The sequence below is a fragment of the Bacillus sp. SIMBA_005 genome, from assembly GCF_046535585.1.
Taxonomy (GTDB): domain Bacteria; phylum Bacillota; class Bacilli; order Bacillales; family Bacillaceae; genus Bacillus; species Bacillus pumilus.
Map to the genome: position 1 here is coordinate 365,859 of NZ_JAWRWI010000003.1, position 25,255 is coordinate 391,113.

Genomic DNA, 25,255 nt, shown 5'->3' on the forward strand with positions numbered 1-25,255 from the left:
CTACGTGGAGGTCGGGGGCTTTCTGCCAAGTTAAACAAATGGCATGGAAAAAGGCTTGACTGTTATATTAGTATATGTTAAATTATAAAAGCCGTCGCAAATGAAGCAGGAATGAAACGCTTAAAAATTCTTGACACATTTTTCTGGCATATATATAATGAAACATGTCTTATTATTCCGCAGTAGCTCAGTGGTAGAGCTATCGGCTGTTAACCGATCGGTCGTAGGTTCGAGTCCTACCTGCGGAGCCATAATGGAGAAGTACTCAAGTGGCTGAAGAGGCGCCCCTGCTAAGGGTGTAGGTCGCGCAAGCGGCGCGAGGGTTCAAATCCCTCCTTCTCCGCCATTATTTTATGGCCCGTTGGTCAAGCGGTTAAGACACCGCCCTTTCACGGCGGTAACACGGGTTCGAATCCCGTACGGGTCATGTTTTGTTTTTTTTCATTCGTTGGGCTATAGCCAAGCGGTAAGGCAACGGACTTTGACTCCGTCATGCGTTGGTTCGAATCCAGCTAGCCCAGCCATTTTTTTATATGTTTTTCTGCATAGCAGATGAGCCATTAGCTCAGTTGGTAGAGCATCTGACTTTTAATCAGAGGGTCGAAGGTTCGAGTCCTTCATGGCTCACCATGTTTCATGCGGGTGTGGCGGAATTGGCAGACGCGCTAGACTTAGGATCTAGTGTCTTTATGACGTGGGGGTTCAAGTCCCTTCACCCGCATTGTTTTTTCAAACAGTGCACTTATGAATATATGAGCACATCATACACGCGGTCGTGGCGGAATGGCAGACGCGCTAGGTTGAGGGCCTAGTGGGTGAATAACCCGTGGAGGTTCAAGTCCTCTCGGCCGCATCTAAGAAACCAAAGGTTATAGACCTTTGGTTTTTTTGTTTTATTCTCAATTTTCTTATTTTGGAGAGAAAAATTTGTATAATATTATATTTCTCGAGTAAGAGCATTATATGATCTGTGTTAAAACATTAAATATATTTGTTATGGAGAAACTCGTTGATGATTGCAGAGAAATTTTTAATACTCGATAAACAGGTTGTTATAATAGTAAGGTATGAATCTTATAAATCGGTCTAGTTTTGGAAATCCGAAATAATAACAAGTAAAAGTTTTATCGGTATTTAGATAACTCACTAATCCTTTCAGGTGTCTAAATTCATTGAACTTAGAAGAGAAAATTTTAATAGAAGGTGTGTCAGTCACGATTTCATTTGGGTGATTCTTATGATGTAGTTCTGTTGTGAACTTTATAATATCGTGTCCGTTTGCACTTATAAATTGGGCTTGGCCATAATAGACACGTAGTTCATACTTAATTTCGTTAGGTGAATCGAGAGAATAAAATAGTTCGTTTAAAGTTACTTTCATATTTTTGCTGATTTCAAAAACTGGGTTCAGTTTATTGTCTGATACATTATTTTTTAATACAATTAGTTGAGCTAAAGATTTAACCTCTTTATTTGTTTGGTAAATCTCTATAGGTGTTGTTTTTGTCTCTTTTTTGGCTAAATAATCATCATTTGATTCAAAAAATGAAGGAGAATTCTGCTTGAAAACTAAAGAGAAATAAGACATATAACCACTCCTTTAACCATATTATGCCATTATTGTGATTGAGAAGAATTATACATTATTTTATAGGGGAGTGCATTTCTATTGAGCTGCCTATCGGAGTCCTCTGAAGAATTGGGGGTATGAGTTTTTAAAGGATAGTCAAAAGACTGTTCTTTTTTGTTTCTAAAAATCGATGTAATTAAAGAAAATTTTAGAAGGAGTGAATAGACCACTCCTTCTAAACAAAATTATCGAGGTTCAACTGTAATCTTAAAAATGACGTAGTTATCGTTTATATCATAGGCATAAACCAGCGCCGTGCCAAGTGATGAGTAAGAAGATACGACACCACTAGAACTAATACTGATAAGGTGACTGCCAGAGATGATTTCCCATCTTGTATAGCCATACAGCAATCCAACGTTTGAGTTTCTTAACATATGGAAATCGACCGTTCCAATTTCATTTGTAGGCTTTGCTATATTGTGAATTTTTGCAGGTTCTTGCGCAGAAGCTTGATTTGTTAAAGCTGGAAGAGCTAATGAAGAAATTGATAATACTGAAACAATTAATCCTTTGTAAAGTTTATTCATAATACTTCCCCCTAAGTTTAGTTTTGTTACAAATTCATCATAACATGTAAAATATTTGAATTGTATGGATGTCGATTATATTTCGAAATTTAAGATTCTTCAAGGTCTGTATTTAAAAGAAGATAAGCATTTGTTAGACCGATGTTTTGGGTTCTAAAAAGTAGGAAAATGTATAGTGATATTGAAGACTTTGCATTAGAAACAGCTGAATACTTTAGAAGAGCTGGAAGATTTGAAATGGCTACCAAGCATGCACCATTTGCAACAGAAAAATTAAATAATGTCATGTCAATTGATGGTTTATTTTTTATCAAGTAAATTTATGATACGTTTTCCTCGTCCACCTCCAGTTTCTAAGGAATGATGGGCTTTGGCAACATCAGATAAACGATAAATGCTATCAACAACTGGTCTGACCTTGTTGGAATCTACATAAGATGCTAATTCTTTTAGAATTTCATTTTTGGGATTTGCGCTGAATGTGCGAACTCTACGAGAACCGAAAATAGTTGAAGTTAATATATATATGAAGGACGAAAAACTAGGAAATCCAATAGTAATCATTCTACCGTTCTTTGCAAGCAGGCGCCTATAATGTTTAAGGTCAGTTCCCACTGTGTCCATGACTACATCAAACTTTTTAAGATCAGTAGGAGATGTTTTTTTATAATCAAATACTTCGTCTGCACCTAGCTCTTGAAGAAAAGTAAGATGTTTTTCGTTTGCAAGAGCAGTTACATGAGCACCTAACATTTTTCCAATTTGAATCGCAATGCTTCCGACTCCACCACTTGCACCACGTACAAGTAACTTTTCGCCTTTTCTAAGGTTAGCTTTATATTTTAAGGCAATAATTGCAGTAGCACCTACGCCAGGTAATGCCGCGGCTTGTATGAGATCAATCTTTATAGGAGTTTTAGATATTTTCTCAGGTGATATAGCTACATATTCAGCAGCACTACCAATTTGGTTCCTTAAATTAATAGGGAGAACCCCCCACACATTATCACCTAATTGATAACTTTTTACGTTCGACCCTACTTCAACAACCTCTCCAGAAAAATCTACTCCTGTCCCTTTAGGGAATTGATTACCCGTTAATAGTTTTAACTTACCTGATCGAAACAGTGTATCCATAGAGTTTACACTCGACCCATGTACACGAATGAGTATTTCTCCAGATTCTATAACAGGTTTTGATATAGAATCTTCAAAAAGAACATTCGGTGATCCATATTTAGAATATTGTGCAGCACGCATCTTTTCATTTTTCATTTACTCACTCCATCTCCTTGAAAAAGTATTAACTTGAAGGGTTTTTATAATCAATTTGGTTCTCTAATACATGGATGACACGGTTTACATATTTGATTATAATAAATGGAATTGATTTAACAAGTACGCAATATAAACTGCTTAAGGAAGGAAAAACTGACTAAGGGGTGGATAAAATATGACTGAAAGTGAGCTGAATAAAGCGATAGCTCCAGCGAGTTATGCATTAAATATATTAGCGGGAAAATGGAATTTAAAAATCTTAGCTGTACTATGTAGTTACAATGAGATTCGATATAATGAGTTAAAGCGTAAAGTGTATGGAATTACAGGAACAATGCTCAATCAATCATTAAAGGACCTGATTGAAAACGGAATTGTTCAACGAGTTCAGTATAATGAAGTTCCATCAAGAGTAGAATATTCATTGACTGGGGCAGGACTAGAGCTGATCCCTATATTTGAACAACTTCTTTTATGGGGCGAAAACCAATTAGAAAAATCAAAGTCATAATAAAATCCATTTACGTGAGAAGTTCGTTTGGGAATCATAGCATAGCTTCCTAACAAAGATTTTATTCACTTTAAGCTATGATGAAGAAAAACAACAAAAAATCTTGAGATTACTAGGGAAGCGCTAGAAAAGGGGATGCAAATACATGTCAATTTATCATAAAGTCATTGGAGAAGGATTTCCGATCGTTATATTGCATGGTTGGACCCTTGACCATCAAGTGATGTTACATGCATTGGAACCGGTATTTGAAAAACAAAGCGGTTGGAAAAGAATATACATAGACTTACCGGGGATGGGACGTTCCGAGCCGCATCCATCTATTCAGAACTCAGATGATATGTTAGAGGCGGTATTGCGTCTTTTGGACGAGATTATTCCTGATGAACAGTTTATTGTTTGTGGTTATTCGTATGGAGGGTACATAGCTAGAGGTATTGTTCATTCACGCCGGGAAACCGTTCGTGGATTACTGCTTGTGGCCCCAATGACTATACCTGTATTCGATAAAAGAGTCGTGCCAGAGAAGACCGTTCTAAAAAGTGACAGCAGCTTGATATCACAACTTTCTCCAGAGGAGACGGATGAATTTTGCTCCATGGCAGTTGTGCAAGGAAAAACGGAATGGGAAAGATTTCGAGATGAAATTTACCTTCCTTCTAAACAAACAAATCATGAATTCATCAATAACATTCTTCAAAATGGGTATGGCTATACCTTCGACATTTCAGCTGAATTTCAGTATCCCACGCTCATTATCACAGGGCGTCAAGACGATGTAGTCGGATATCAAGATGCGTGGCGGCTGATCGAAGACTATCCAAGAGCAACTTTTGCAGTGCTTGATATGGCTGGCCACAACCTGCAAATCGAACAACCCGATGTATTTAACTCATTAGTCCATAACTGGTTAAACAGACTTGAGTCGAAAAATATGTAGTTGTACACCTTTGTATAAATAGAAGTTTTCTTGATTCGGGTTCGTGGCTGTATTAATGATTTTTATAGTTTCTAAAAAAAGTCCACTCATCTTATGTGAGTGGGCTTTTTGTTTGAGTTATCTTATAATAAATGTCGTTCTAATCGATCGAAAGGCTTCAAACTATTGAGATTTCCAACTAAACAACGAAATGATAAGGTGGGGTTGAGCCTATGCTAGGATTACCAAGAGGGGGAGTTTTTTTAGTTCCTTGGTCTGCTGAATGGGGTAAAGATTTTGAAAGAGAAAAGAAACGAATAGTAGAGGTCATTGGTCAGTACACGGTGAATGTGCATCATATTGGAAGTACAGCAGTAAATGGTTTGAGTGCGAAACCCATTATTGATATTGCGATTGAAATAAATCATTTTCTTGACGGGACACAGTGCGTAACAGCTTTGCAAGGGCTTGGTTATTCATATAGAGGAACCAATGTATTACCTGAAAGACACTATTTCAACAAAGGAGAACCACGTACACATCAAATCCATATGTATCAAACAGGCAATAGATATTTACTTGAACAGTTAAATTTCAGGGATTATTTAAGAAGTAACGAATTAGTAAGAAATGAGTACGAGCAGCTCAAACTGAACCTATCTAGTTTAAATAAAAATGACAAACACAAATATGCCGAGGGAAAAACTAACTTTGTTCAGTCGATTTTAGAGGGAATTTAGATAAAGATTTCTTTTCGTGCTGAAAAAAACTGATTTTATGCACAAAGGATTGAACATAGCTAAATGAACGTTTCATTATTAAATCCCTGTCTTATTTGTGTTACCATAGCACATTTGGTGCTCTTTTAAATCCTAAATTGCAATTATTTCCGAATCGTGTTACAATAAGAATAATTATTTTTGTTCGGCGTAAAGGATAGCATGAAGAAAGACTTTTCGTCTTGAGGATACTTTGGGCAAGGATAGTATAATACATTGTGTGATAACGCACTAGGAGGCAACAAACATGGAACAAGGTACAGTAAAATGGTTTAACGCAGAAAAAGGTTTTGGATTTATCGAACGTGAAGAAGGAGACGATGTATTCGTACATTTCTCAGCTATCCAAGGTGACGGATTCAAATCTTTAGACGAAGGTCAAAAAGTAACTTTTGACGTAGAGCAAGGTTCTCGTGGAGCTCAAGCTGCTAACGTTCAAAAAACTGCTTAATCTTCATTTTTTTAAAACAGGTTCTCTGTAGAGAGCCTGTTTTTTTGTGCTTTCATTTATTTCTTCAATAAAAAACCCTACTCAGCGTACAAGTAGGGAGATGTTACAAGGTAATCGTAAAAAAATTCATGCTTCAAAGGTTTATCAACAGTATAGCATATTGGATTTACAATATGCGGAATTTATCTAAATAAATTCTTTTTTCTTTCATTAATTGAAGGGTGGGTCGTTTCGTAGAGAACATGAATTCAAAAATGGTGAGGGATGCCCAAAAGACGGCAGAGTTCTTAACAGAAACTTTTGATTTGCTTTTCTGTAATCCCTTTGATGACTTCTAATTCACTTAGCAAAAATTCATGGGCATCATCTAGCATTTTCTTTTCACTTGCATTTAGTGCTTTCTCTTTCTTCATCCGCATTAGGTCACGTACAACTTCAGCACCGTCTTGGATGTTACCTGTTTTTATTTTGTTTGTATTAATTGTATGACGTTCTTTCCATGTCAGTATTTGATCTGATTTGCCATGCTGGAAAATGTGCATCACATTGTTTAATGCCAGTATATCTGTAACAGGTCTAATACGTGAACCAGACATTTTTCGTGTTGGAATCATCACTTTCATATGACTGATTGACATTTTAATCACATAATACTGTTGTTTTTCATCAGAAAATTCTTTTTCTTCTATGGCTTCAATTATACCTGCTCCGTGCATTGGATAAACAATGTTATCACCAATTTGAAACATATCATCCGCCTCCATATCATGTATCTACTTTAAGGGTACCACACTTCGACGTAAAATAATCAAATTTTTAATAATAACATGTTTATTTATTTTTTGTCAATAAATTTAGTTCTAAAAAAGAGAGATTTTTTCATGAAAAATTCGGATGATTTTTCAACATATCCTCAAGAATCCTCAATACAAGAAAAACAGAATATCCACCATTAAAAAAGACCAGCCATTGCGCTGGTCTTTCCAAATAGAATTCGATCATAATGTCGAAATATCAATCACAAACCGATAACGCACATCACTTTTCAGCACACGTTCATACGCTTCATCCACTTGATTTGCGTTAATCACTTCAATTTGTGGTGCGATATTGTGAGCAGCTGCGAAATCGAGCATTTCTTGTGTTTCTTGGATGCCGCCAACGAGTGAACCAGCAATGCTGCGGCGCCCGGTGATTAATGAAAAGACATGGAACTGATCTGGCTCAGGTGGTGCACCGACATTCACCAAGGTTCCGTCCACGCGAAGTAAGGACAAATAGGCGTCTACATTGATATTAGCAGAGACCGTATTGAGAATGAGGTCATATTGGCCGGCTAATGTTTTAAAGGTATCGGGATCACTTGTAGCAAAATAGTCTTTTGCACCAAATGACAGTGCTTCTTCTTTTTTATTCATAGAGCGGCTCAATACTGTGACTTCAGCGCCAAGTGCACGTGCGAATTGAATGGCCACATGACCGAGCCCACCCATCCCGACGATGGCCACTTTTTTACCCGGGCCTGCCTTCCAGTGCTTTAAAGGAGAATAAGTTGTGATGCCAGCGCAGAGAAGAGGACTTGCGGCATCAAGGGATAATTGATCTGGAATGCTGACGGCAAAGCGTTCTGTCACGACAATCTTCTGACTATAGCCGCCGTAAGTCGGTTCCCCGTCATAATCGAGGTTATTATAGGTTTGGACGACTCCTTTCGTGCAATATTGCTCGTCTCCGTTTTGGCAATATTCACAGATGCCGCAGGAATCCACAAAGCATCCAACGCCTACACGGTCTCCAATCTGAAATTTCGTCACAGCATCACCGACAGCCGCAACAACTCCAGTAATCTCATGACCCGGAACCATTGGGAAAATACCGCCGCCCCATTCATCAAAGGCGCTGTGGATATCTGAATGACAGATCCCGCTAAATTGAATATCAATTAAAATATCATGTGGACGAAGCGCTCTTCGTTCAATGGTTGTCCGTTCAAAATTCGCTTTTGCATGTGAAACACTTAAAACGTTTGATTGGTGCGTCTGACACATTCTGGATCATCCTTTCAAGAGTAAGATTCTGTTCTACTTCTATACTGTACGTCTTAAAGTGAACTCTAAGTCAATAGAGAACCCTCTTAAGGCTTTTCAACATCCTTAAATAAAGAATTGAGACAAATGCATCTTGCGTTCTCTATCAAATTGGAGATGATAAAAGAAGGAATTTCATTTTTCATAAGGTGAGAGAAGAAGAGAAGGGTGAAAACAATGAAAATAGCACAAGCCGCCAAGCAGCTTGATTTATCTACTGCTACGCTCAGATACTACGAGAATATTGGGTTGATTCGACCGATCCGTCGTGATGAAAACGGTGTTCGTGATTATGCAGAAGAGGATATTCAGTGGATTGGATTTATCAAATGTATGAGAAATGCGGGTCTTTCAATTGATGCACTTCGAGAATATACGGCTTTATTTATTGAGGGCGAGGATCATACTCTGTCCTCGCGGAAAAGTATTTTGGTCAATGAGAGAGAAAGACTTGTAGAAAAGCAAAAGGAAATCGAAGAGACGATTAAGCGGTTAGATTACAAGATAGAAAGTTATGAAGATATTATCCACAGTTATGAACAAAAGCTCGTTCATCAACTAAAAACCAATTCCATTTGAATGAAGAAAAACCTGTGACAAGTCACAGGTTTTGTAATGTGGTTATCTTTTTGTGTAACGCACCCAGTTATAATGCGCGTGGAGTGGTGTAACACCGTTATAGGAGCCGAGCCATTCATCGACACCTGCACCATTCCACAGGTTCATCATAATCTTTCCTGGGGTTTGAGGGATTTGAGTAGTGGCAGTATGTTTTAATTGTCCGTCTACATACCATTTAATCGAGTTTGGCTGCCAGTCAAATGCATACGTGTGATAAGAGTTTGCTGCATCAAAACCAAGGTTGACGATCTTTTCATGATTTCCTACACCATTGGTATAGTAGTTAAACTGAACCTTTGTCGTATCTTTTCCTAGAAATTCGATGTCAATTTCATCCCAAGGCGTACCATCAGTCGGCCCTGTATAAGTAAAGAACGAAGACACGATCCCAACATTTTTGGCTGGTTTCATACTGACTTCATAAAGCCCGTAGCCATATGTTTGAGTGGAACGATTTTCTCCGCAGTCAAACTTATTATAGGAAGGACTTGTGAGCGATAACCGCATTTCACCTAACGACGTCATGGAGACATTGTTTGCACGCCACGTACAGTTAAACATGTTTCCATTCGAGTACCCATCTGCTTTTTGCCATAACCCCGTATTATAGTTGTTAAAAGGCTCATAAAACGACCCGCCTGTTTGGGCCGAGGCACCCGCAGTAAATGTGGACAAACTCAAGACGATTCCAGTGACAAGCAGCATCAACATTCGTTTCACACGGTAAGACATGTAGGCATTCCCCTCTCTTATTTTGAAAGCGTTTTCTTAATTGATCATACATGATTCTCTCAAAATGGAAAATCGGTCTAATATATGATATTAAAGAGGATAGTTTACTAGACTCTTCTATTTTTTCATAGGAAGTTATGAAAGAAAATGATCTTTTTCAGGCTATTTACTAAAGAATGATTGACAAAGCGGACAGTTGTCCGTAAGATAATACCGGTACAAATGTCCTAATGAAAACCAAAAAGTTTTGATTGAACACATAGAGAGAAGTGCAATATGGATGAAGGTAAAGAAGGTGTGAAGCATCATGGAAAAGGATATTGGGAAGGAAATTGAAGAGGTCGCTTTTACTTTGTTTCAGGAATTTGGTGTGGAAAATGTCAGCATGCATAAAATTGCCAAAACAGCTGGTGTTGGGCAGGGTACTCTTTACCGCCGTTATGCCAATAAAAGTGATTTGTGCCTTTCGATCCTTGGAGAAAAATTTGAACAGCTGATCCCTGCTTTGCATCTTTACTTGAGTAAAATCAGTGACCAGCCGGTTCGTGAACGTTTGCGTTATGTGCTCGAAGAAATTCATCTCATCGTCGGTCATCATTTAGACTGGATTCGGATGCTTACGATATCTGGGAATTTAGAGCAGACAAGTAAAGTGTATGACTGTCATTACAGTCAATCGCTTAGGCAAATGATTCGTGATTTACTGGAAGAAGCAGATGAAAAAGGGGAAGCGAACATACAGGATATTGAGCTGACGACACTTTGTATGTCCTCTCCGATGACACCTGAACTGATGTTTTATATTCATGAATCTGGTTATTCAATCGAAAAAATCGCTCAATTCGCTGCAGAAAAACAGATTTTGTCTGTTTTCAATAGACATTGAAGTGGCTCATTTCTGACAGTTCTCACTTCCTATGCTTGATTTAAATTGAAAAAAGAAAAGGAGCCAACCTACTATGAACAAACAGCAAGCAGCAGCTTCTCATATTCGAACGCTGCCCATCATTATCTCATTTATCACAGCCGGTTTTATTGGCCTGTTTAGTGAAACGGCACTAAATATGGCGCTGAGAAGCTTAACGTTAGACTTTGGAATTGAAGCGACGACAGCTCAGTGGCTGACAACAGGATATTTATTAACACTTGGTATTCTCGTGCCAATTTCAGGACTCATTCTTCAATGGTTTACAACAAGACAGCTTTTCATGACGTCGCTCGTCTTTTCGATCATTGGAACTTTTATCGCAGCAGTTGCGCCAGTCTTTAGTATTTTAATGGTGGCACGTGTCGTACAGGCAGTCGGTACAGCATTGCTTCTTCCATTGATGTTCAATACGATTTTGGTAATCATCCCGCCTCATAAACGAGGCAGATCGATGGGGATTATAGGTCTTGTGATCATGTTTGCACCAGCTGTTGGTCCAACAGTCTCTGGTCTTATTTTGAAATCGCTGACTTGGCATTGGATTTTCTGGATTTCACTTCCACTATTAATAGCTGCACTCGTCTTTGGTTTTATCTTCATGCAAAATATTACTGAGCCAACAAGACCTAAAATCGACATCTTATCGATTGTGCTTTCAACCATTGGTTTCGGAGGAATTGTGTATGGCTTTAGTAGTGCCGGTGAAGGCGGCGGCTGGAGCAGTATACATGTGATCGTGGCAATTGTAGTAGGTGTCATTGGGATTCTTGTATTCTCTCTCAGACAGTTGAATATGAAGGAACCGATGCTGAACTTAAGCCCGTTTAAATATCCGATGTTTGTCATTGGGTTACTGCTGATCTTAGTGTGTATGATGGTGATGCTGTCTGCCATGATGATTTTGCCATTGTATTTGCAAACATCCTTGGCACTAACGACCTTTACAGCAGGTTTAATGCTATTACCAGGTGGAATTATCAACGGTCTGCTATCTCCAATCATGGGTGGTTTATTTGATAAGTTTGGACCGAAATGGCTTGTGATTCCAGGGCTTGCGATCGTCGCAGCGACGATGTTAGGTTTCACCAATCTAAGTGTGAATACATCGATTGGGTACATTGTGACTCTTCATATTACATTAATGGTCGGCATCGCGATGATCATGATGCCCGCGCAAACAAATGGATTAAATCAGCTGCCGCCAGAGCTATATCCGCATGGTACAGCGATTATGAATACATTGCAGCAGGTGTCAGGAGCCATTGGTACTGCGGTCGGTATTTCCATCCTGTCATCAGGAACCCGCAGCTTTATGGAAAATGTGGCTGATCCCTCAAATCCGATGAATCAGCTGCTCGCCTTTACAAATGGCGTCCAGCATGCATTTATCTTTGCTGTGATCATGACCGTCATTGGTCTAATTATCGCTTTCTTCATTAAACGAGTGAAGGTAGAGCAGCAAATTTCATAAAATAGACGAAAAGCACTGGGGACTTAGCGCCGCAGTGCTTTTTTTCAATAAATTAGATCAAATTGAAATTGAGCCCGTAGTAATAACAACCTTCTGCTTTTACAACAGGTAAGTTTGGATGATCTTTTGCCATGCTAGGTGCCAAATAATCACCCATGTTCTCAACTAAGGAACTCCAGTTGTTGCTCATAAAAAAATTCCCCTACCATCTTCTTGAGTATTTTTTAAACCTCTACCTATCCTCTTTCATCTGTTGCAGATGTAGAATAACACGAAAATAATGAACTCAAAATTTGAACTTCTTTATGGTAACTATTGAAATGAATGATGTGAGATAACCCGACAAGATATTTCAATGTCTTTAGGGGGGGGAAATATCCTGATTAACTTTACAAAAAAACGAACTAACCATTTGGCAGTTCGGTTTTTTGTACGATCAGATTTTCCAAATATCTATCTTAATGGTTGTTCATCAGCTGTTTACTTTAAGTGTACGCAGATATTCAGAGAATTTTTCAAGACCTGCTTTTAATACATCTGTTGAACATGCGTAACCGATACGAACATATCCTTCCATATCAAAGCAAGAACCGGGCGTTAAGAATGTGCCATTCGTTTTAAATAGGTCAACGCAAAATTCTTCTGATGAAACAGGGTAATCGTATTTCAGCATAGATGTTGTGCCTGCACGTGGCTTTACGTAGGAGATTGAAGGTTCGTTTTGAACCCACTCATCTAAAATAGCCAGGTTATCTTTGATAATTTTGCGGCTTCTCCCCAGGACTTTGTCATAGTTTTTAAGAGCATGAACGGCTAACATATCGTCAAGCACACCACAGCTGATTGTTGTGTAATCACGGTGTTTTATGCATTCAGCGATTACATCACTTGGACCTGCAATCCAGCCAAGGCGCAAGCCGGCCAATGAAAATACTTTTGACATACTTGATGTACTGATTCCTTTTTCATATAAATCAGCAACAGATGGCACAACAAGGTTATCATCCTGTAATAGGTTTCTGTATACTTCGTCGCTCAGCAAGTAAGCATCACATGAGCGTGCAATTTCAACAATCTCTTCAAGCATTTCTCTCTCAATAATAGCACCTGAAGGATTATTCGGATTGTTGATAATGATCAATTTTGTTTTTTCGTTAATCAGAGATTTTAATTCGTTTAGATTCGGCAGGAAGTTATTTTCTGGTCTCAATGGCAGTAGATCGACATCCGCGCCAAATGAAGCCGGTACATCATATAACTGCTGGTATGTTGGGTGTACAGCAATTACATGATCTCCTGGTTCAATAAGAGAATAGAGCACTAAGAAGTTTGCACCGATTGCTCCATTCATGACAAGCACATTATCAGCTTCAACTGTCTCATACAGGCCAGATACTAAGCTTTTAAACTCTGGAGATCCTTCGATATGTCCGTATGTTAATTTTTTCTTTCCGACTTCATTGAAAAAATCTGCTGGATTTGTGCCATCGATTCCAATCAACTCATTTACAGTGAAAGATTCAACACATGTTTCAGCGATATTATAAACAGCCTCTTGCTCGTATAAATTCATCCAATGCTCTACAGCAAATGTTTTAATATTCATCCTATTAACTCCTTTGGAAGTATGATCTTATTTTTTGATACGTAGTCATTTTGTAAAGAATACTTTCTAAGTCTGCTTATTTAAAAAGCTATCGATTAATTACAGCTTTGTCGACACCCCAATTTGTTTTTCTTCTGCTTGTTCTAGAACATAGTTCGCTGTCAATAGATCTTGAAGAGAAATGCCTGTACTGTCAAAAACCGTGATGTCTTCTGGAGAAATGCGTCCTGGTGCTTGATTTGTAATCACTCCTCCAATTTCCGAAATGATGCTATCTTTTGTAATGATGCCTTTTTTGAATGCAGTTTCAAATTCTCCTACCGTAACAGACTGTTCAAGGTCATCAACGAATATGCGAGCATCAGTTAAAATATTTTCATCAATTTCTTGTTTTCCTGCCATGTCTGCACCCACACATGAAAAGTGAGTACCCGGCATTACCCATTCTTTTAGAATAATTGGTTGGCGTGCTGGAGTAGCCGTAATAATAATATCTGCATTTCTCGTAGCTGTTTCAATATCATTAACTGGCGTATACTCAATCTCTATCTTTTGAAGCATTTCTTCATATACTTCCGGGTTTTGCTCTTTAGTTTGAGCTAATAGCTCTTTTAACTTGCCTTTGATGTCTGCACAAAACTGACCAGCCTTGTCAAATGAATGGGCATTAAACACTCGAACTCTGTTGATATGATTCATTGTCATTAAAACAGCTAAGATTTGATAAGCCGCAACATGACCTGATCCTACCATCAGCAATTCTTCTGAATCTTTTCTTGCTAAATATTTAGCTCCAATTCCACCAGCTGCTCCGGTGCGCATCATGGTCATATACTCACCGCTCAAAATGCCGATCGGAAGACCTGTATGGCTGTCAAGAACTAAGACAGTACCAACAACAGCAGGAAGGTCTTTAGAAGGGTTGTCCCCAAACCAGGAAACAAGCTTTAAGCCGAAAATGCCTGCTCCTGACAATTCTCCTGATTTAATATCCATGTCCGCTTTACCAGGTTCGAACTCGTGAAATACCATAGGGAATAAAGAAGCTTCTTTCTTTTCTTTTAATACGTAAGCTTTTTCTATGATATCTATTACATTTTTCATATCAAGAATAGCTTTGATATCTTCATGATTTAATACTTTAAATGGATACATAATAACCTTCCTTTCCCTTACCTCGTTCTGCTCTTTATCCAATCTATCACAGGAAGGAAAAAGCTAAAAATTAATAAATTTAATAGTATGTATTAGAAAACTTTAGCGATATGTCATAACCTTAAGAGTAAGGTGATGCTTTGATCTTTATTGGTATTTTAAAGCAGCTAATCCATTTTTGTTTTATATACATTCGATAAACTGCTTTCCTACACCGTTAACATTTTTGATATAATGATTTGATCGCTATTCTCTTCAGAGCATCTTGTCTATGGGGTTATATGGTTCACCTTATATCAGATGATTTTTTTATACTTTTGGATCGTAGCTTTTGTAGGCTATAAAAAATATAGATAGTGAGATGAAGGTTAAATGGAACTCAGAAATCTAAAAACTTTTCAAGTAGTAGCCAATGAATTGAATATGACCAAAGCTGCAAAGATCTTAAAATATACTCAACCCACTATTACTTTACAAATTCAAGTATTAGAAAGGGAAATAAATCATTCTCTATTCACCCGTATTGGAAAAAAAACGTTTTTGACGCCTGCTGGAAAAAAATTAAAGCAACATACAGATAGATTATTTGAATTAATGGAATATATGGAAAGAGACATGGAAGAGTTAAATGGTCCTTCCGGAAGTCTAACTGTTACAGCTTCAGAATATTATTGTACGAATCACCTTTCCTTACTACTTAGTTCTTATACAAAGTTGCATAAACAAGTGAAACTGCGTCTCATGCCAGCAAACAGCCTTATAGCTGTCGATAAAATTTTAAATAATGAAGCAGATATTGGGATTGTTGCAGGGGAAGTTGATTCCTCAGAATTAGAAAAGTTTGTTTTAGAAAGGGAAAAGGCGGTGTTGGTTGTCTCCGCCGACCTTGCCAAAAACCGCTCTAAAGAAGAGGTTATAGAATCCCTTCCGTTTCTCGCTTATCATGAACATTGCGGTTTTAGCTCAATTACAGAGCAGTGTTTTTCTGAAATTAACACCCGTCCATCTTCTATCATTGAATGTGGGGGAAGCGATGAAACGATTAGACGGGCAGTTTTAAATAAAACCGGAATCGCCTTGCTTGGGGAAAATATGATTAAAAAAGAATTAGCAGAGGGTATTCTTACTCCTTTGCATTACTGCGAAAAACAAATTGAAACATCTGTAGTATATTTAAAAAGTCGTTCAGAAGGACCAACCGTTCAATCTTTCTGTGAATTGCTTAAAGAAACTTGGTTTGCAGTTACAGAGTGATCGTTTTTTCTTAAATATGATTTGTTTTATAGGTTTTCTGCTGTGATATAGAGTAATATAAAAACGAGTTTTTCACGTTTACAATAAACATGGAAAACTCGTTTTCTTCTTTTTTTATTTTCTTAGTATCGTGTGTTATATTCAGTGTGTTACTTAGCCTTATTAATTAGTTTAGCTAATAAACGTATACCATCTTCAATGTCTTCTTCGTCAATTCCTTCGAAACCAACTAAAAAAGCGGGATGATCTTTTTTATTTTGATGAATCCAGTAAGGTGCCGCAGATTCAGTAGAAGGAAAAGAGGAAAAAGAAACGAATGAGTTAAGAAGAAATGATTACGATAGGAGACTGAGATCATGAACTTACAAGAGCAAATCAAAATCGCTGCGTCTTTACGTCAACCAGCTGAAGGTTCATTACCGAGTCAATCGGAACTAAAACCAGTTCATCCTCCTGAAGTGAACAAAATGGAATATGACATTCCAACAAGTGCTGGCGAAACAAAGGTATGGGTATTTAAGCCGGTCAACACATCAAAGCAGACGCTACCCGTTTTTGTAAATTTACATGGCGGAGGATTTATCCTAGGCAGTGCTGAAATGGATAACCACTGGTGCCCGGTCATTGCAGACAGGGCGCAATGTATCGTCGTCAATGTCGAGTATCAGCTTGCGCCAGAGCATCCATTCCCAGCCGCTCTTCATGAATGCTACGATGTCCTGAAGTGGCTGTATGAACACCCTGATGAGCTTCAAATAGACCCTAAAGCAATAGCTATTGGCGGACATAGCGCAGGAGGAAATTTGGCAACAGCTGCTTGTCTCTTAAATATCCAAAAAGGGAACCAACTCCCGATTGTCTATCAAGTGCTTGACTATCCGCCGCTTGATTTAGCCACTGATCCAGCACAAAAGCCAGCGTTTGAAGAAGCGATCCCAGTTGAAATGGCGAGACTCTTTAATGCCTTCTATCTGCAAGGACAAGATCCGCACAATCCGCTCGTTTCTCCAATCTTTGCCGATCGTTCATCCTTGGCTCAAATGCCACCAGCTCTCGTGATCACAGCTGAAAGAGATTCGTTAGCTCAAGAAGCCAAACAATATGCGGAGAAGTTAAAAGAAGCAGGGGTAGATGTCACGTACAGACAGTTTAAAGGAGTCCCTCACGCCTTCACGCATGCCGGAGATTTAGAAATAGCTGAAGAGGCTTGGCATCTGATGAGTGATCAATTGAAGAAGGCGTTTGAATAAGAAAAGACATTGATATAAAAGCACAGAACCCAGCGGGGCTGTGCTTTATTGTTGTGAAGTGAATGAAAAAGATCAGATATCTGCCTTTATAGTCGATATAATAGAATGAATAGACGACTTAAAAAAGGAGCGAATCTAATGGAAAAAGAGAAACTACAGGCATTTTGTCTTTCTTTAAAAGGAGTTACCCATGATTATCAGCCAGAATGGCAGGCAGATCGTTATCATATTGGTGGAAAGATGTTTGCTATGATGGGCGGAGATGCGGATCGAAAGCCTGTTATCACTTTAAAATGTGACCCTCAACGTGCTGGAGAACTAAGAGAGAGGCATGAGGGGATTATCCCAGGCTATTATATGAATAAGACTCATTGGAATTCCATTTACCTTGATGCAGACATTCCATCTTCATTTGTAGAGGAATTAATCGAACATTCCTATCAATTGGTTTTTCACAAATTAACAAAAAAATCTCAACATGACATCCTCCAACATGATGAATGAAGCTAGACTAGTGAATACCCCTGTGAATCTCTTCAAAATTGACTAGAACGAAATGCTGTCGTTATAATTTAACTAGTGAGAAGACGTGAATAGGGGGATATCAAATGGGCTATACAGTCATTACAGGAGCAAGTTCAGGTATTGGATATGAGGCGGCACTAGCCTTTGCAGCACGAGGCAAAAACCTTATATTAGCTGCCCGCCGGCTCGAGAAACTCCAAGAACTGAAGAAAGAAATTCTTGATCAATATCCCGATATTAAAGTAAACATACAGTCTGTCGATTTAACCGACATGGAGCAAGTGTATTCATTTTATGAATCATTGGCTGAATATGAGCTCGACACCTTCATTAATAATGCAGGATTCGGCCATTTCGGCTCGATAGGAGAACAGGATTTAAGTAAAATTGGAGATATGCTTCACCTAAATATCGAAGCCTTAACGATTTTATCCACTTTATTTGTTCGTGATTATGAGCAAATAGAAGGGGCTCAGCTGATCAACATTTCTTCAAGAGCGGGCTATACAGTCGTCGGTAATGCCGTCACCTATTCGGCCACGAAGTTTTACGTGAGTGCCTTTACAGAAGGATTGGCACTAGAGTTGAAAGAAAAGGGAGCTAAATTACAAGCAAAAATATTAGCACCTTCTGCAACAGAATCAGAATTTGCAAAGCGTTCATTAGATGTAGATCAATTCGAATATGAAGGCAATATCAAGAAATATCATACATCAAAAGAAATGGCAGCTTGTCTGCTCGAGCTGTATGACCATGAAAAAACAGTCGGTATTGTTGACGGTAAGACCTTTAATTTTGAATTGAAAGATCCGATTTTTTCACATGCGGGTTCAAGTATGAAATAGAAAAGACACATCACTGAGGGAAGATGCCCTCGGTGATTTTTTTATGGCATTGATTAACTAGTGTGTCACCATATGTAGAAGAAGACCTCATCCTTCCTGTGAAAAAAACACCTTCACATTAGGTGTTTTTTTCATATGTTCTTTGATAAAGCAAAGAATCAGAGATCCAGTAGATCAAACTGCTCATGATGATGATGGGTATAGATACTGAACTCCCAATACCATCGATCACAAAAAGCATGACAACCATTGCGATCAGTAAATAAGCAGCAAGATAAAGTGGATGGAAAGCCTTTGGCTGCAAAGAAAACAACAACTGCAAAGGAACCGCAAAGACGAAATAACAAACAAAAAAGATGGGAACGTAAAATACCATGAACGCAGGTTCTCCCTGAATCGGTGGATAGAAGCATACGAACAGACTGAGTAAAATCGAACTAAGGAATAGTGTGATTAGGATTTTGTGAAATGATTGAAGCATTTGTAATAGTTAGACTCCTTTTTGTAAAATTTACTATATTTTATCATAAATTGATGATTTAGCATCGTTTTCTGTCATTCATTGAACAACCTCAATATTCTCTTTTTTGAAAGTGAATTTAGGTATTTGGATGTAAATAAATAATTAAGAACATGTCCTTTTTTCCTTTATTTGGTTCTGTATCTTTCGCCTCATGCTGATGAATGAAGGAATGGTATAAAGTAAATCCTATAGAAAGAGACCTAGCTTTGAATCCATCACATTTAAGAAAAGAGATGATCGAATGAACGTAACAAAATGGTTAGGTGCTGTCCTTCTTTCTGTTTTATTACTGTTGACAGCAGCTTGTGCCAATACAAGTACCCAAGAGAAAAATCATAGCGGAAACGAAACCGCATCTAAGGAATCAAAGGACAAAACAACAGCCGTAGAAACAGGGAATAAGTCCTTATCTAATATTAAGGTTTTAGCGACAGGCGGGACGATTGCCGGCAGCTCAGACAGTGATACAGATACGACAGGATATAAATCTGGTGCACTTGGTATCGATAAAGTCATTGCCTCAGTTCCTCAGCTGAAGGATATTGCAAACGTAACAGGTGAGCAGGTGGCGAATGTAGGCAGTGAAAATGTGGATGATGCTCTTCTTTTAAAATTAGCCAAACGAGTGAATAAACTCTTAAACGATGATCAAGTCGATGGGATTGTCATCACACATGGAACAGATACTCTTGAAGAGACCGCTTACTTTTTACATTTGGTTGTCAAAAGTGATAAACCAGTTGTAGTCGTTGGCTCAATGCGTCCAGCATCTGCTATCAGCGCGGATGGCCCGCTAAACTTGTATCATGCTGTGAAAATTGCATCCACAAAAGAAGCCAAAGGCAAAGGTGTCATGGTCACATTAAATGACCGAATTGCATCAGCTCGATTTATTTCAAAGACAAACACGACGACAACCGATTCCTTCAAGTCTCTTGAACATGGCTACATTGGAGAAGTTACTGGTGAAGTGGTTTCCTTTTATAACGAACCGACCAGAAAGCATACGTCAGAAAGTGAATTTGATGTATCAAACATTAAGGAATTACCACAAGTCGATATTTTATATGGCTATCAAAATGATCAAAAATACATGTATGATGCAGCAGTAAAAGCAGGAGCGAAAGGGATAGTCGTTGCCGCAGCCGGCAATGGAACAATGTCAACTGAAGCCATCAAAGGGGCAACAGATGCCGTGAAGAAAGACGTGGTCCTCGTGAGATCAAGCCGTGCGGGGAATGGGATTGTGACCCATGAAAAAATGGATGATGAACATCACTTTGTCTCATCAGATTCATTGAATCCACAAAAAGCTCGCATTCTGCTTATGCTCGCTCTAACGAAGACAAAAGATCCAAGTAAAGTGCAGACATATTATGAAAAGTATTAATGAAGAAAGGGACCCGAAGCTTCGGGTCTTTTTTATGCGTGCTCCTGATGATGCTCTTTTGCACGTGTTTTTAAAGAGAGTAAAATATCTCGCCAAATATCGTCTACATCCGTAAGAAAATGTCCCGCTTCATCGATATAATAGGTTTTGACGTTTGGAATGCTAGGCGCCATTTTTTCTATTTCGGCAAACGGAGCCATCGAATCTTCTTTTCCATGCCATACATCAACAGGGATTTGTATATCCTTCATATCAAATGCCCACGGACGCGAGAGCAAATCTGGTTCACGAATACATTCATCCACCGATTGACGAGTGGCTTCGTGTAAATGTGTCATCATCATCTCTAATTGCTCATCGGTTTGAAGAAATTGACGGTCCCATGGGTGCAAATGTTTGTTCCCATTTTTGGCCAGCTTCTTAAATTTTTCTGGTTTGTTCTCAATCATCTTTTTCTGAGAACGGTAGCTTGCTTTCAATAACCAAGGGAACTTCTTACTGAGGAAAAAAGCCAATTTGTTTTCTTTGAGCATACTTTTAGGCGGTTTTCCGTCCTGAAATGGCGTTGTACTTGAAATCAGAGCGGCTGAAAGAACTCGATTCGGCAATTGATAAGCACAGCCAGCAGCGAATGCGCCGCCTCCAGATACACCCATCACTGAAAAATGGTGAATACCGAGATGATCTGCTACCTCTAGCACATCTTTTGCCCAATCTAAAATCGTGCGTTCAGGTTGAGGGGTAGATAAACCAAATCCTGGTCTGTCTAAACAGATGAGACGAACACCGAGCTCTTTAGAAATCGGGTCATCATCTAAAAACATCACTCTTGATCCAGGGGTTCCGTGAAAAAAGAATACTGGAAACCCTTTAAGATCCCCGTATTCACACAAACCAATATGACGTCCATCTTGTAAATGAATGCTATCCATATTTTCATCTCCTTAATAGTTTAATTAACTTAAATGTTGGAGAAAGAAACACCAGATCAAGGCGCTTCTTTCGCAATCTGATAGATTTTTTCGTATAGAGACAATAATGTTTTTAAATCTTCTTTTGGAAGCTTTGCATAGTATTTTTGAATGAGGTGCAATTGAATTTCTTCTGTATTCTTGTGAAAGTCATGACCCTTTTGAGCAAAATCAACAATGATTTCCCGCCGGTTATGTGGATTTATTTCTCGTTTGACATAGCCAAGCTGTTCTAGCTTTGATACAAGCTGGCTAGCGGCACTTGCCGAAATGGAAAAGTAATCAGCTAGTTCGTTGATGGTTCTTGTTTTTGTCCGTAATAATTCAAGTGTCAGCTCTTGTTTGGCTGATAAATCTGCATATTCATGTTTTAAAAATCGTTGATACTCTTCTACATAGATGGAGCCTAGTGCATTCGAGTATTCAATGATTTTTTTACTGTAATGAATGATTTCCTCATCCAATGACATCACCTCTATTTCATTATAGGCAATGTTTATAGTTAAGTGAAGTTAAATATTAAGAAATATTAAATGAGGGATGGTACAAGTGATCGTTTCGATGACTTTTTCATTGTATTTCGAAAAAAATCCATTTATAATAAAAAAATAAACCAACTGGTCGGTTTTGATTTGTCTTAATGAAGAAAAGCAAGGTAGAAGGGATTGTAAAAGATGACAAGTACACAAAGCGGGGCTGAAAAGAGCGAGAAGACGAAGCGAAAAATCGTCACCGCTTCACGTGATTTATTTGCAAAAAAGGGGTACTCAGAAACTTCTGTGCGAGATATTCTAGAGGCGGCTGAGGTGAGTAAAGGTAATCTATATCACCATTTTAAAGGAAAAGAGTTTTTGTTCCTTCATATCATGGAAGAGGATCACCTCTTGATGATGGAGACGTGGCATCAGGAAAAACAAACGATGCACCAGGCCATTGATCAGCTCGCAGGATTTGCAGAACTGCTCAGTCAAATGGGCATTAATTACCCATTAATGAGAGCAAGTGAGGAATTTTGTGCAAGTGCCTTTACATCCGCCGAGGTCATGGAACGGCTGAACAAGATTGATGCAGACTTTGATGATGTGATGAGAGACATCATAATTGAAGGTAACGAAGATGGCAGCTGGTCGATCCAGCATGTCGAGTCAACAGTGAAAATATTATTATCCGTTTTTTACGGATTAGACGTGTTGTATAAAAATGATCCAATCGAAGAGAAAAAAGAATTACAAAAACAAGCGATCTCATTGATTATTCACGGAATCAACCATCATGAGTAACAATTGAATCAATAAAGGGGAAACAAACATCATGCAAAAACCGATTCGTGAGCAAAAAGCTGTACTCGTTATTTTATTAAGTAACATATTTATTGCCTTTTTAGGCATCGGTCTCATCATTCCTGTCATGCCGCTATTCATGAATGTGATGCATCTGACGGGGAGTACGATGGGATACCTTGTGGCGGCGTTTGCTGTGGCTCAGCTCATTACATCACCTATTGCAGGGAGATGGGTAGACCGCTACGGAAGAAAGATTATGATTGTGTCAGGCCTTTTTCTATTTGCGTTATCAGAACTCGTCTTCGGTCTTGGGACACACGTGTATGTGCTGTATTTTGCAAGGCTGCTAGGAGGTATTAGTGCGGCATTTATTATGCCTGCTGTCACTGCTTATGTCGCAGATATCACGACCGTTCAAGAAAGATCAAAGGCAATGGGGTATGTATCAGCGGCCATTAGTACCGGCTTTATTATCGGTCCTGGGATTGGCGGATTTATTGCAGAATACGGTGTACGCCTGCCATTCTTCTTTGCAGCAGGGATTGCCTTTATAGCCGTCATTTCGTCTATGTTTTTGCTGAAGGAGCCATTAACAAAAGAAGAGCGAGCGAAGCAGATGGATCAAGTGAAGGAATCGACCTTCTTTAAAGATTTGAAAAAATCGATCCATCCAAGCTATCTCATCGCTTTTATCATTGTGTTTGTCCTCGCGTTTGGACTGTCCGCGTATGAAACGGTCTTCAGCCTGTTTACAAATCATAAGTTTGGATTTGGTCCAAAAGATATTGCGGTGATTATTACGGTCAGCTCGATTGTGGCGGTTATCATCCAAGTGCTGGTGTTTGGGAAACTCGTTAATACCCTTGGGGAAAAAAGAGTCATTCAGCTCTGCTTGATTGTTGGAGCGGTGCTCGCTTTTGTCTCAACTGTCGTGTCAGGTTTTATGGTGGTGCTCATTGTCACATGTGTAATTTTCTTAGCATTTGATTTATTGCGTCCAGCATTAACGACCTTCTTATCAAAAATCGCTGGCAATCAGCAAGGATTTGTCGCAGGGATGAATTCCACCTACACAAGTCTAGGTACGATATTTGGCCCAGCCCTTGGCGGGATTTTATTCGATCTAAATATACATTTCCCATTTCTATTCGCAGGTGTTGTCTTATTTCTAGGATTAGGATTAACCTTTATTTGGAAGGGAAAGGCGACGGTTGCATCTGATTAAGGGCTCTAACTAGGGCTCTTTTTTTTGTTCCTGTGGATAAAGTATTGAAATAATCACAAGGTCTCTGTTGATGAGGTGTTATTCATGTTAATATGATGAATATTTTACCAAAATACTAGAGGAGGATTTTCAATGCAAATTAAAGAGATTATTTATATTCGATGTATCTCGTGTTTGAGTGTTGTGCTCATTCATGCAATAGCCATTTTATCTAGCCCCCATTCATCATCTATTCTTGTAGCACTACTCATGTTCAGTACACCGAGTTTTATTTTCATTTCTGAGTTTTTATTGGCGCATTCTTATCCAAATGGTACACCTAAAGGATTTATGTGGAAGAGAGTGAAAGCCATCTTTTTCCCATTTGCATTTATTGGGATTGTCGATGGGTTTTTGCATTCGGCATCGTTAAATGGAGGAGCAGCTGATTTCTTTAAAAGAGCTTCAGCAAATGTCTTATTGGGAAATTATATTGGATATTTTGTTCTGATTATTTTTCAATTTTACTTTTTGCACATGTTTTTTCACAAAATGGCTAAGCGTACCTCAGCCAAATGGGTATTGCCGATCTCCTTTATCATCACAGTTGGTTATTTAAGTGTCATGAACCTCGTCAAAATCCCACAACCTCAATTACCTAATCCAATGTTCGGCTTAGAATGGATTCCATTTCCAGGTTGGTTATTCTATTTTTGTTTAGCCTATTATTGTGGAGCGAATTATCAGCAGTTTATCACAAGACTTCATCGTTTTAAGTATGCCGTGTATGGACTTGTTTTGATTTCAGCCGCGACCCTTCTAAGCAATTCATATGTAGGTTTTTTCGAGCCTTCTTCTAAGAGGCCAGACGTTGTTCTTTATACAGTCAGTATTGTCTTCTTATATTTTCTCTTGTTTTCTAAAGTGAAAAGCGTTCCACCTTTTGTAGCTGTCATTAGTCAATATTCATTCACCATCTATTTGCTTCACGGGTATTTTCTAGGTATCTCTGTGTTGCTATGGGGCCAATTAAATGATTATCCATTCTTTGTGGGGATATTCATAATATCAGCACTTGCAATTGCTGGACCTATCCTATTGTCACGGTTAGCAAATCATTATAAATATGGCTATATGTTTGTCGGTAAAATCAACAGAACGAGGCGAAAAACAGTCGCCTCATAAACGATTTAAAGGGGATCTTAAGAAGATGCCCTTTTTTTGTTGCCTAAAAGTACAATGCTTCTTGCCCGAAAGTACAATTTCAATCGATCATCTCATTGCTTAGAATAAAAAGATGAAGTTCACGAAG

The 25,255-nt window shown here is 38.6% G+C and carries 28 protein-coding genes and 7 tRNA genes; 23 read left to right on the forward strand and 12 right to left on the reverse strand.

Annotated elements, in window-relative coordinates; all coding sequences use genetic code 11:
* The first annotated feature begins 176 nt into the window (after positions 1-176).
* The 7 genes from SB660_RS06835 to SB660_RS06865 all read left to right on the forward strand — a co-directional run bounded on the left by SB660_RS06835 (position 177) and on the right by SB660_RS06865 (position 853).
* Positions 177-251, forward strand: a tRNA-Asn gene (locus tag SB660_RS06835).
* Positions 252-255: 4 nt separating this feature from the next.
* A tRNA-Ser gene (locus tag SB660_RS06840) sits at positions 256-346 on the forward strand.
* A gap of 9 nt (positions 347-355) precedes the next feature.
* Positions 356-427: transfer RNA gene (locus SB660_RS06845), tRNA-Glu, on the forward strand.
* Between the two features lie 22 nt (positions 428-449).
* Positions 450-524 (forward strand) — tRNA-Gln (locus SB660_RS06850).
* A 30-nt stretch (positions 525-554) separates the two neighbouring features.
* Positions 555-630 (forward strand) — tRNA-Lys (locus tag SB660_RS06855).
* A gap of 8 nt (positions 631-638) precedes the next feature.
* Positions 639-721, forward strand: a tRNA-Leu gene (locus tag SB660_RS06860).
* Between the two features lie 48 nt (positions 722-769).
* A tRNA-Leu gene (locus SB660_RS06865) sits at positions 770-853 on the forward strand.
* A 177-nt stretch (positions 854-1,030) separates the two neighbouring features.
* Here SB660_RS06865 and SB660_RS06870 read toward each other — a convergent pair.
* Together SB660_RS06870 and SB660_RS06875 are read right to left on the reverse strand one after the other, a co-directional pair.
* Positions 1,031-1,588, reverse strand: coding sequence for a hypothetical protein (locus SB660_RS06870; protein ID WP_410581890.1), 558 nt, complete (start codon positions 1,586-1,588; stop codon positions 1,031-1,033).
* Positions 1,589-1,815: 227 nt separating this feature from the next.
* Complete coding sequence (locus SB660_RS06875; RefSeq protein WP_034620217.1) at positions 1,816-2,160, reverse strand: hypothetical protein; 345 nt, start codon at positions 2,158-2,160, stop codon at positions 1,816-1,818.
* A gap of 168 nt (positions 2,161-2,328) precedes the next feature.
* On the opposite strand from SB660_RS06875, the gene SB660_RS06880 reads away from it, so the two are divergent.
* Positions 2,329-2,478: a hypothetical protein gene (locus SB660_RS06880; protein ID WP_410581892.1), complete on the forward strand. Its 150-nt coding sequence runs from the start codon at positions 2,329-2,331 to the stop codon at positions 2,476-2,478.
* Here the strand turns inward: SB660_RS06880 and SB660_RS06885 are convergent.
* A complete protein-coding gene (locus tag SB660_RS06885) occupies positions 2,461-3,435 on the reverse strand; it encodes an NAD(P)-dependent alcohol dehydrogenase (RefSeq protein ID WP_410581894.1) in 975 nt (324 codons plus the stop codon). The genes SB660_RS06880 and SB660_RS06885 overlap by 18 nt on opposite strands.
* Before the next feature lie 178 nt (positions 3,436-3,613).
* Between SB660_RS06885 and SB660_RS06890 the strand changes: the two genes are divergently transcribed.
* The 4 genes from SB660_RS06890 (at position 3,614) to SB660_RS06905 (ending at position 6,098) form a co-directional block, all read left to right on the forward strand.
* Positions 3,614-3,949, forward strand: coding sequence for a winged helix-turn-helix transcriptional regulator (locus SB660_RS06890; protein WP_106066415.1), 336 nt, complete (start codon positions 3,614-3,616; stop codon positions 3,947-3,949).
* 145 nt (positions 3,950-4,094) lie between these two features.
* A complete protein-coding gene (locus SB660_RS06895; RefSeq protein WP_410581896.1) occupies positions 4,095-4,889 on the forward strand; it encodes an alpha/beta fold hydrolase in 795 nt (264 codons plus the stop codon).
* Positions 4,890-5,101: 212 nt separating this feature from the next.
* Positions 5,102-5,608 carry a GrpB family protein gene (locus tag SB660_RS06900; RefSeq protein ID WP_410581898.1) on the forward strand — a complete coding sequence of 169 codons (507 nt, stop codon included), beginning with the start codon at positions 5,102-5,104 and terminating at the stop codon, positions 5,606-5,608.
* Positions 5,609-5,894: 286 nt separating this feature from the next.
* Positions 5,895-6,098, forward strand: coding sequence for a cold-shock protein (locus SB660_RS06905; RefSeq protein ID WP_003214229.1), 204 nt, complete (start codon positions 5,895-5,897; stop codon positions 6,096-6,098).
* Between the two features lie 287 nt (positions 6,099-6,385).
* Here the strand turns inward: SB660_RS06905 and SB660_RS06910 are convergent, their stop codons facing one another.
* Both SB660_RS06910 and SB660_RS06915 read right to left on the reverse strand, forming a co-directional pair.
* Complete coding sequence (locus SB660_RS06910; protein ID WP_144463340.1) at positions 6,386-6,847, reverse strand: CarD family transcriptional regulator; 462 nt, start codon at positions 6,845-6,847, stop codon at positions 6,386-6,388.
* Positions 6,848-7,096: 249 nt separating this feature from the next.
* Complete coding sequence (locus SB660_RS06915) at positions 7,097-8,146, reverse strand: NAD(P)-dependent alcohol dehydrogenase (RefSeq protein WP_180309514.1); 1,050 nt, start codon at positions 8,144-8,146, stop codon at positions 7,097-7,099.
* A gap of 216 nt (positions 8,147-8,362) precedes the next feature.
* Here SB660_RS06915 and SB660_RS06920 point away from each other — a divergent pair, with 216 nt between their 5' ends.
* Positions 8,363-8,764: a MerR family transcriptional regulator gene (locus SB660_RS06920; RefSeq protein ID WP_410581901.1), complete on the forward strand. Its 402-nt coding sequence runs from the start codon at positions 8,363-8,365 to the stop codon at positions 8,762-8,764.
* 42 nt (positions 8,765-8,806) lie between these two features.
* Here SB660_RS06920 and bglS read toward each other — a convergent pair whose 3' ends face one another.
* A complete protein-coding gene (bglS, locus tag SB660_RS06925; RefSeq protein WP_003214284.1) occupies positions 8,807-9,538 on the reverse strand; it encodes a beta-glucanase in 732 nt (243 codons plus the stop codon).
* 307 nt (positions 9,539-9,845) lie between these two features.
* Here bglS and SB660_RS06930 point away from each other — a divergent pair, with 307 nt between their 5' ends.
* Complete coding sequence (locus SB660_RS06930; protein WP_180309513.1) at positions 9,846-10,424, forward strand: TetR/AcrR family transcriptional regulator; 579 nt, start codon at positions 9,846-9,848, stop codon at positions 10,422-10,424.
* A 73-nt stretch (positions 10,425-10,497) separates the two neighbouring features.
* On the forward strand, positions 10,498-11,937 hold the full coding sequence (locus tag SB660_RS06935) for a DHA2 family efflux MFS transporter permease subunit (RefSeq protein WP_180309512.1): 1,440 nt from the start codon (positions 10,498-10,500) through the stop codon (positions 11,935-11,937).
* Positions 11,938-11,989: 52 nt separating this feature from the next.
* On the opposite strand, the gene SB660_RS06940 is transcribed toward SB660_RS06935, so the two are convergent.
* The 3 genes from SB660_RS06940 to SB660_RS06950 all read right to left on the reverse strand — a co-directional run bounded on the left by SB660_RS06940 (position 11,990) and on the right by SB660_RS06950 (position 14,698).
* Positions 11,990-12,127 carry a hypothetical protein gene (locus SB660_RS06940; RefSeq protein WP_180308899.1) on the reverse strand — a complete coding sequence of 46 codons (138 nt, stop codon included), beginning with the start codon at positions 12,125-12,127 and terminating at the stop codon, positions 11,990-11,992.
* 282 nt (positions 12,128-12,409) lie between these two features.
* Positions 12,410-13,543, reverse strand: coding sequence for an aminotransferase (locus tag SB660_RS06945; protein WP_180309511.1), 1,134 nt, complete (start codon positions 13,541-13,543; stop codon positions 12,410-12,412).
* Between the two features lie 99 nt (positions 13,544-13,642).
* Positions 13,643-14,698 carry an ornithine cyclodeaminase family protein gene (locus SB660_RS06950; RefSeq protein WP_180309510.1) on the reverse strand — a complete coding sequence of 352 codons (1,056 nt, stop codon included), beginning with the start codon at positions 14,696-14,698 and terminating at the stop codon, positions 13,643-13,645.
* Between the two features lie 372 nt (positions 14,699-15,070).
* Here SB660_RS06950 and SB660_RS06955 point away from each other — a divergent pair, with 372 nt between their 5' ends.
* The 4 genes from SB660_RS06955 to SB660_RS06970 all read left to right on the forward strand — a co-directional run bounded on the left by SB660_RS06955 (position 15,071) and on the right by SB660_RS06970 (position 18,572).
* Positions 15,071-15,952, forward strand: coding sequence for a LysR family transcriptional regulator (locus SB660_RS06955; RefSeq protein ID WP_180309509.1), 882 nt, complete (start codon positions 15,071-15,073; stop codon positions 15,950-15,952).
* Between the two features lie 356 nt (positions 15,953-16,308).
* A complete protein-coding gene (locus tag SB660_RS06960) occupies positions 16,309-17,202 on the forward strand; it encodes an alpha/beta hydrolase (protein WP_410581905.1) in 894 nt (297 codons plus the stop codon).
* 138 nt (positions 17,203-17,340) lie between these two features.
* Positions 17,341-17,706 (forward strand): MmcQ/YjbR family DNA-binding protein, encoded by a 366-nt coding sequence (locus SB660_RS06965; RefSeq protein WP_180309507.1) that lies wholly within the window; start codon positions 17,341-17,343, stop codon positions 17,704-17,706.
* Between the two features lie 104 nt (positions 17,707-17,810).
* Complete coding sequence (locus SB660_RS06970) at positions 17,811-18,572, forward strand: SDR family NAD(P)-dependent oxidoreductase (protein WP_410581907.1); 762 nt, start codon at positions 17,811-17,813, stop codon at positions 18,570-18,572.
* Between the two features lie 118 nt (positions 18,573-18,690).
* On the opposite strand, the gene SB660_RS06975 is transcribed toward SB660_RS06970, so the two are convergent.
* Positions 18,691-18,948, reverse strand: coding sequence for a hypothetical protein (locus SB660_RS06975; RefSeq protein WP_371869426.1), 258 nt, complete (start codon positions 18,946-18,948; stop codon positions 18,691-18,693).
* A 388-nt stretch (positions 18,949-19,336) separates the two neighbouring features.
* Between SB660_RS06975 and SB660_RS06980 the strand changes: the two genes are divergently transcribed.
* Positions 19,337-20,485 carry a type II asparaginase gene (locus SB660_RS06980; RefSeq protein ID WP_410581910.1) on the forward strand — a complete coding sequence of 383 codons (1,149 nt, stop codon included), beginning with the start codon at positions 19,337-19,339 and terminating at the stop codon, positions 20,483-20,485.
* A gap of 32 nt (positions 20,486-20,517) precedes the next feature.
* Here the strand turns inward: SB660_RS06980 and SB660_RS06985 are convergent, their stop codons facing one another.
* Complete coding sequence (locus tag SB660_RS06985; RefSeq protein WP_410581912.1) at positions 20,518-21,417, reverse strand: alpha/beta fold hydrolase; 900 nt, start codon at positions 21,415-21,417, stop codon at positions 20,518-20,520.
* A 56-nt stretch (positions 21,418-21,473) separates the two neighbouring features.
* Positions 21,474-21,926, reverse strand: a complete 453-nt coding sequence (locus tag SB660_RS06990; RefSeq protein WP_061406915.1) for a MarR family winged helix-turn-helix transcriptional regulator — start codon at positions 21,924-21,926, stop codon at positions 21,474-21,476.
* Positions 21,927-22,130: 204 nt separating this feature from the next.
* Here SB660_RS06990 and SB660_RS06995 point away from each other — a divergent pair, with 204 nt between their 5' ends.
* The 3 genes from SB660_RS06995 to SB660_RS07005 all read left to right on the forward strand — a co-directional run bounded on the left by SB660_RS06995 (position 22,131) and on the right by SB660_RS07005 (position 25,128).
* A complete protein-coding gene (locus SB660_RS06995; RefSeq protein WP_180309502.1) occupies positions 22,131-22,736 on the forward strand; it encodes a TetR/AcrR family transcriptional regulator in 606 nt (201 codons plus the stop codon).
* A 31-nt stretch (positions 22,737-22,767) separates the two neighbouring features.
* Positions 22,768-23,964 carry an MFS transporter gene (locus tag SB660_RS07000; protein ID WP_061406919.1) on the forward strand — a complete coding sequence of 399 codons (1,197 nt, stop codon included), beginning with the start codon at positions 22,768-22,770 and terminating at the stop codon, positions 23,962-23,964.
* 132 nt (positions 23,965-24,096) lie between these two features.
* Positions 24,097-25,128, forward strand: a complete 1,032-nt coding sequence (locus tag SB660_RS07005) for an acyltransferase family protein (protein WP_410581915.1) — start codon at positions 24,097-24,099, stop codon at positions 25,126-25,128.
* Positions 25,129-25,255 lie beyond the last annotated feature (127 nt).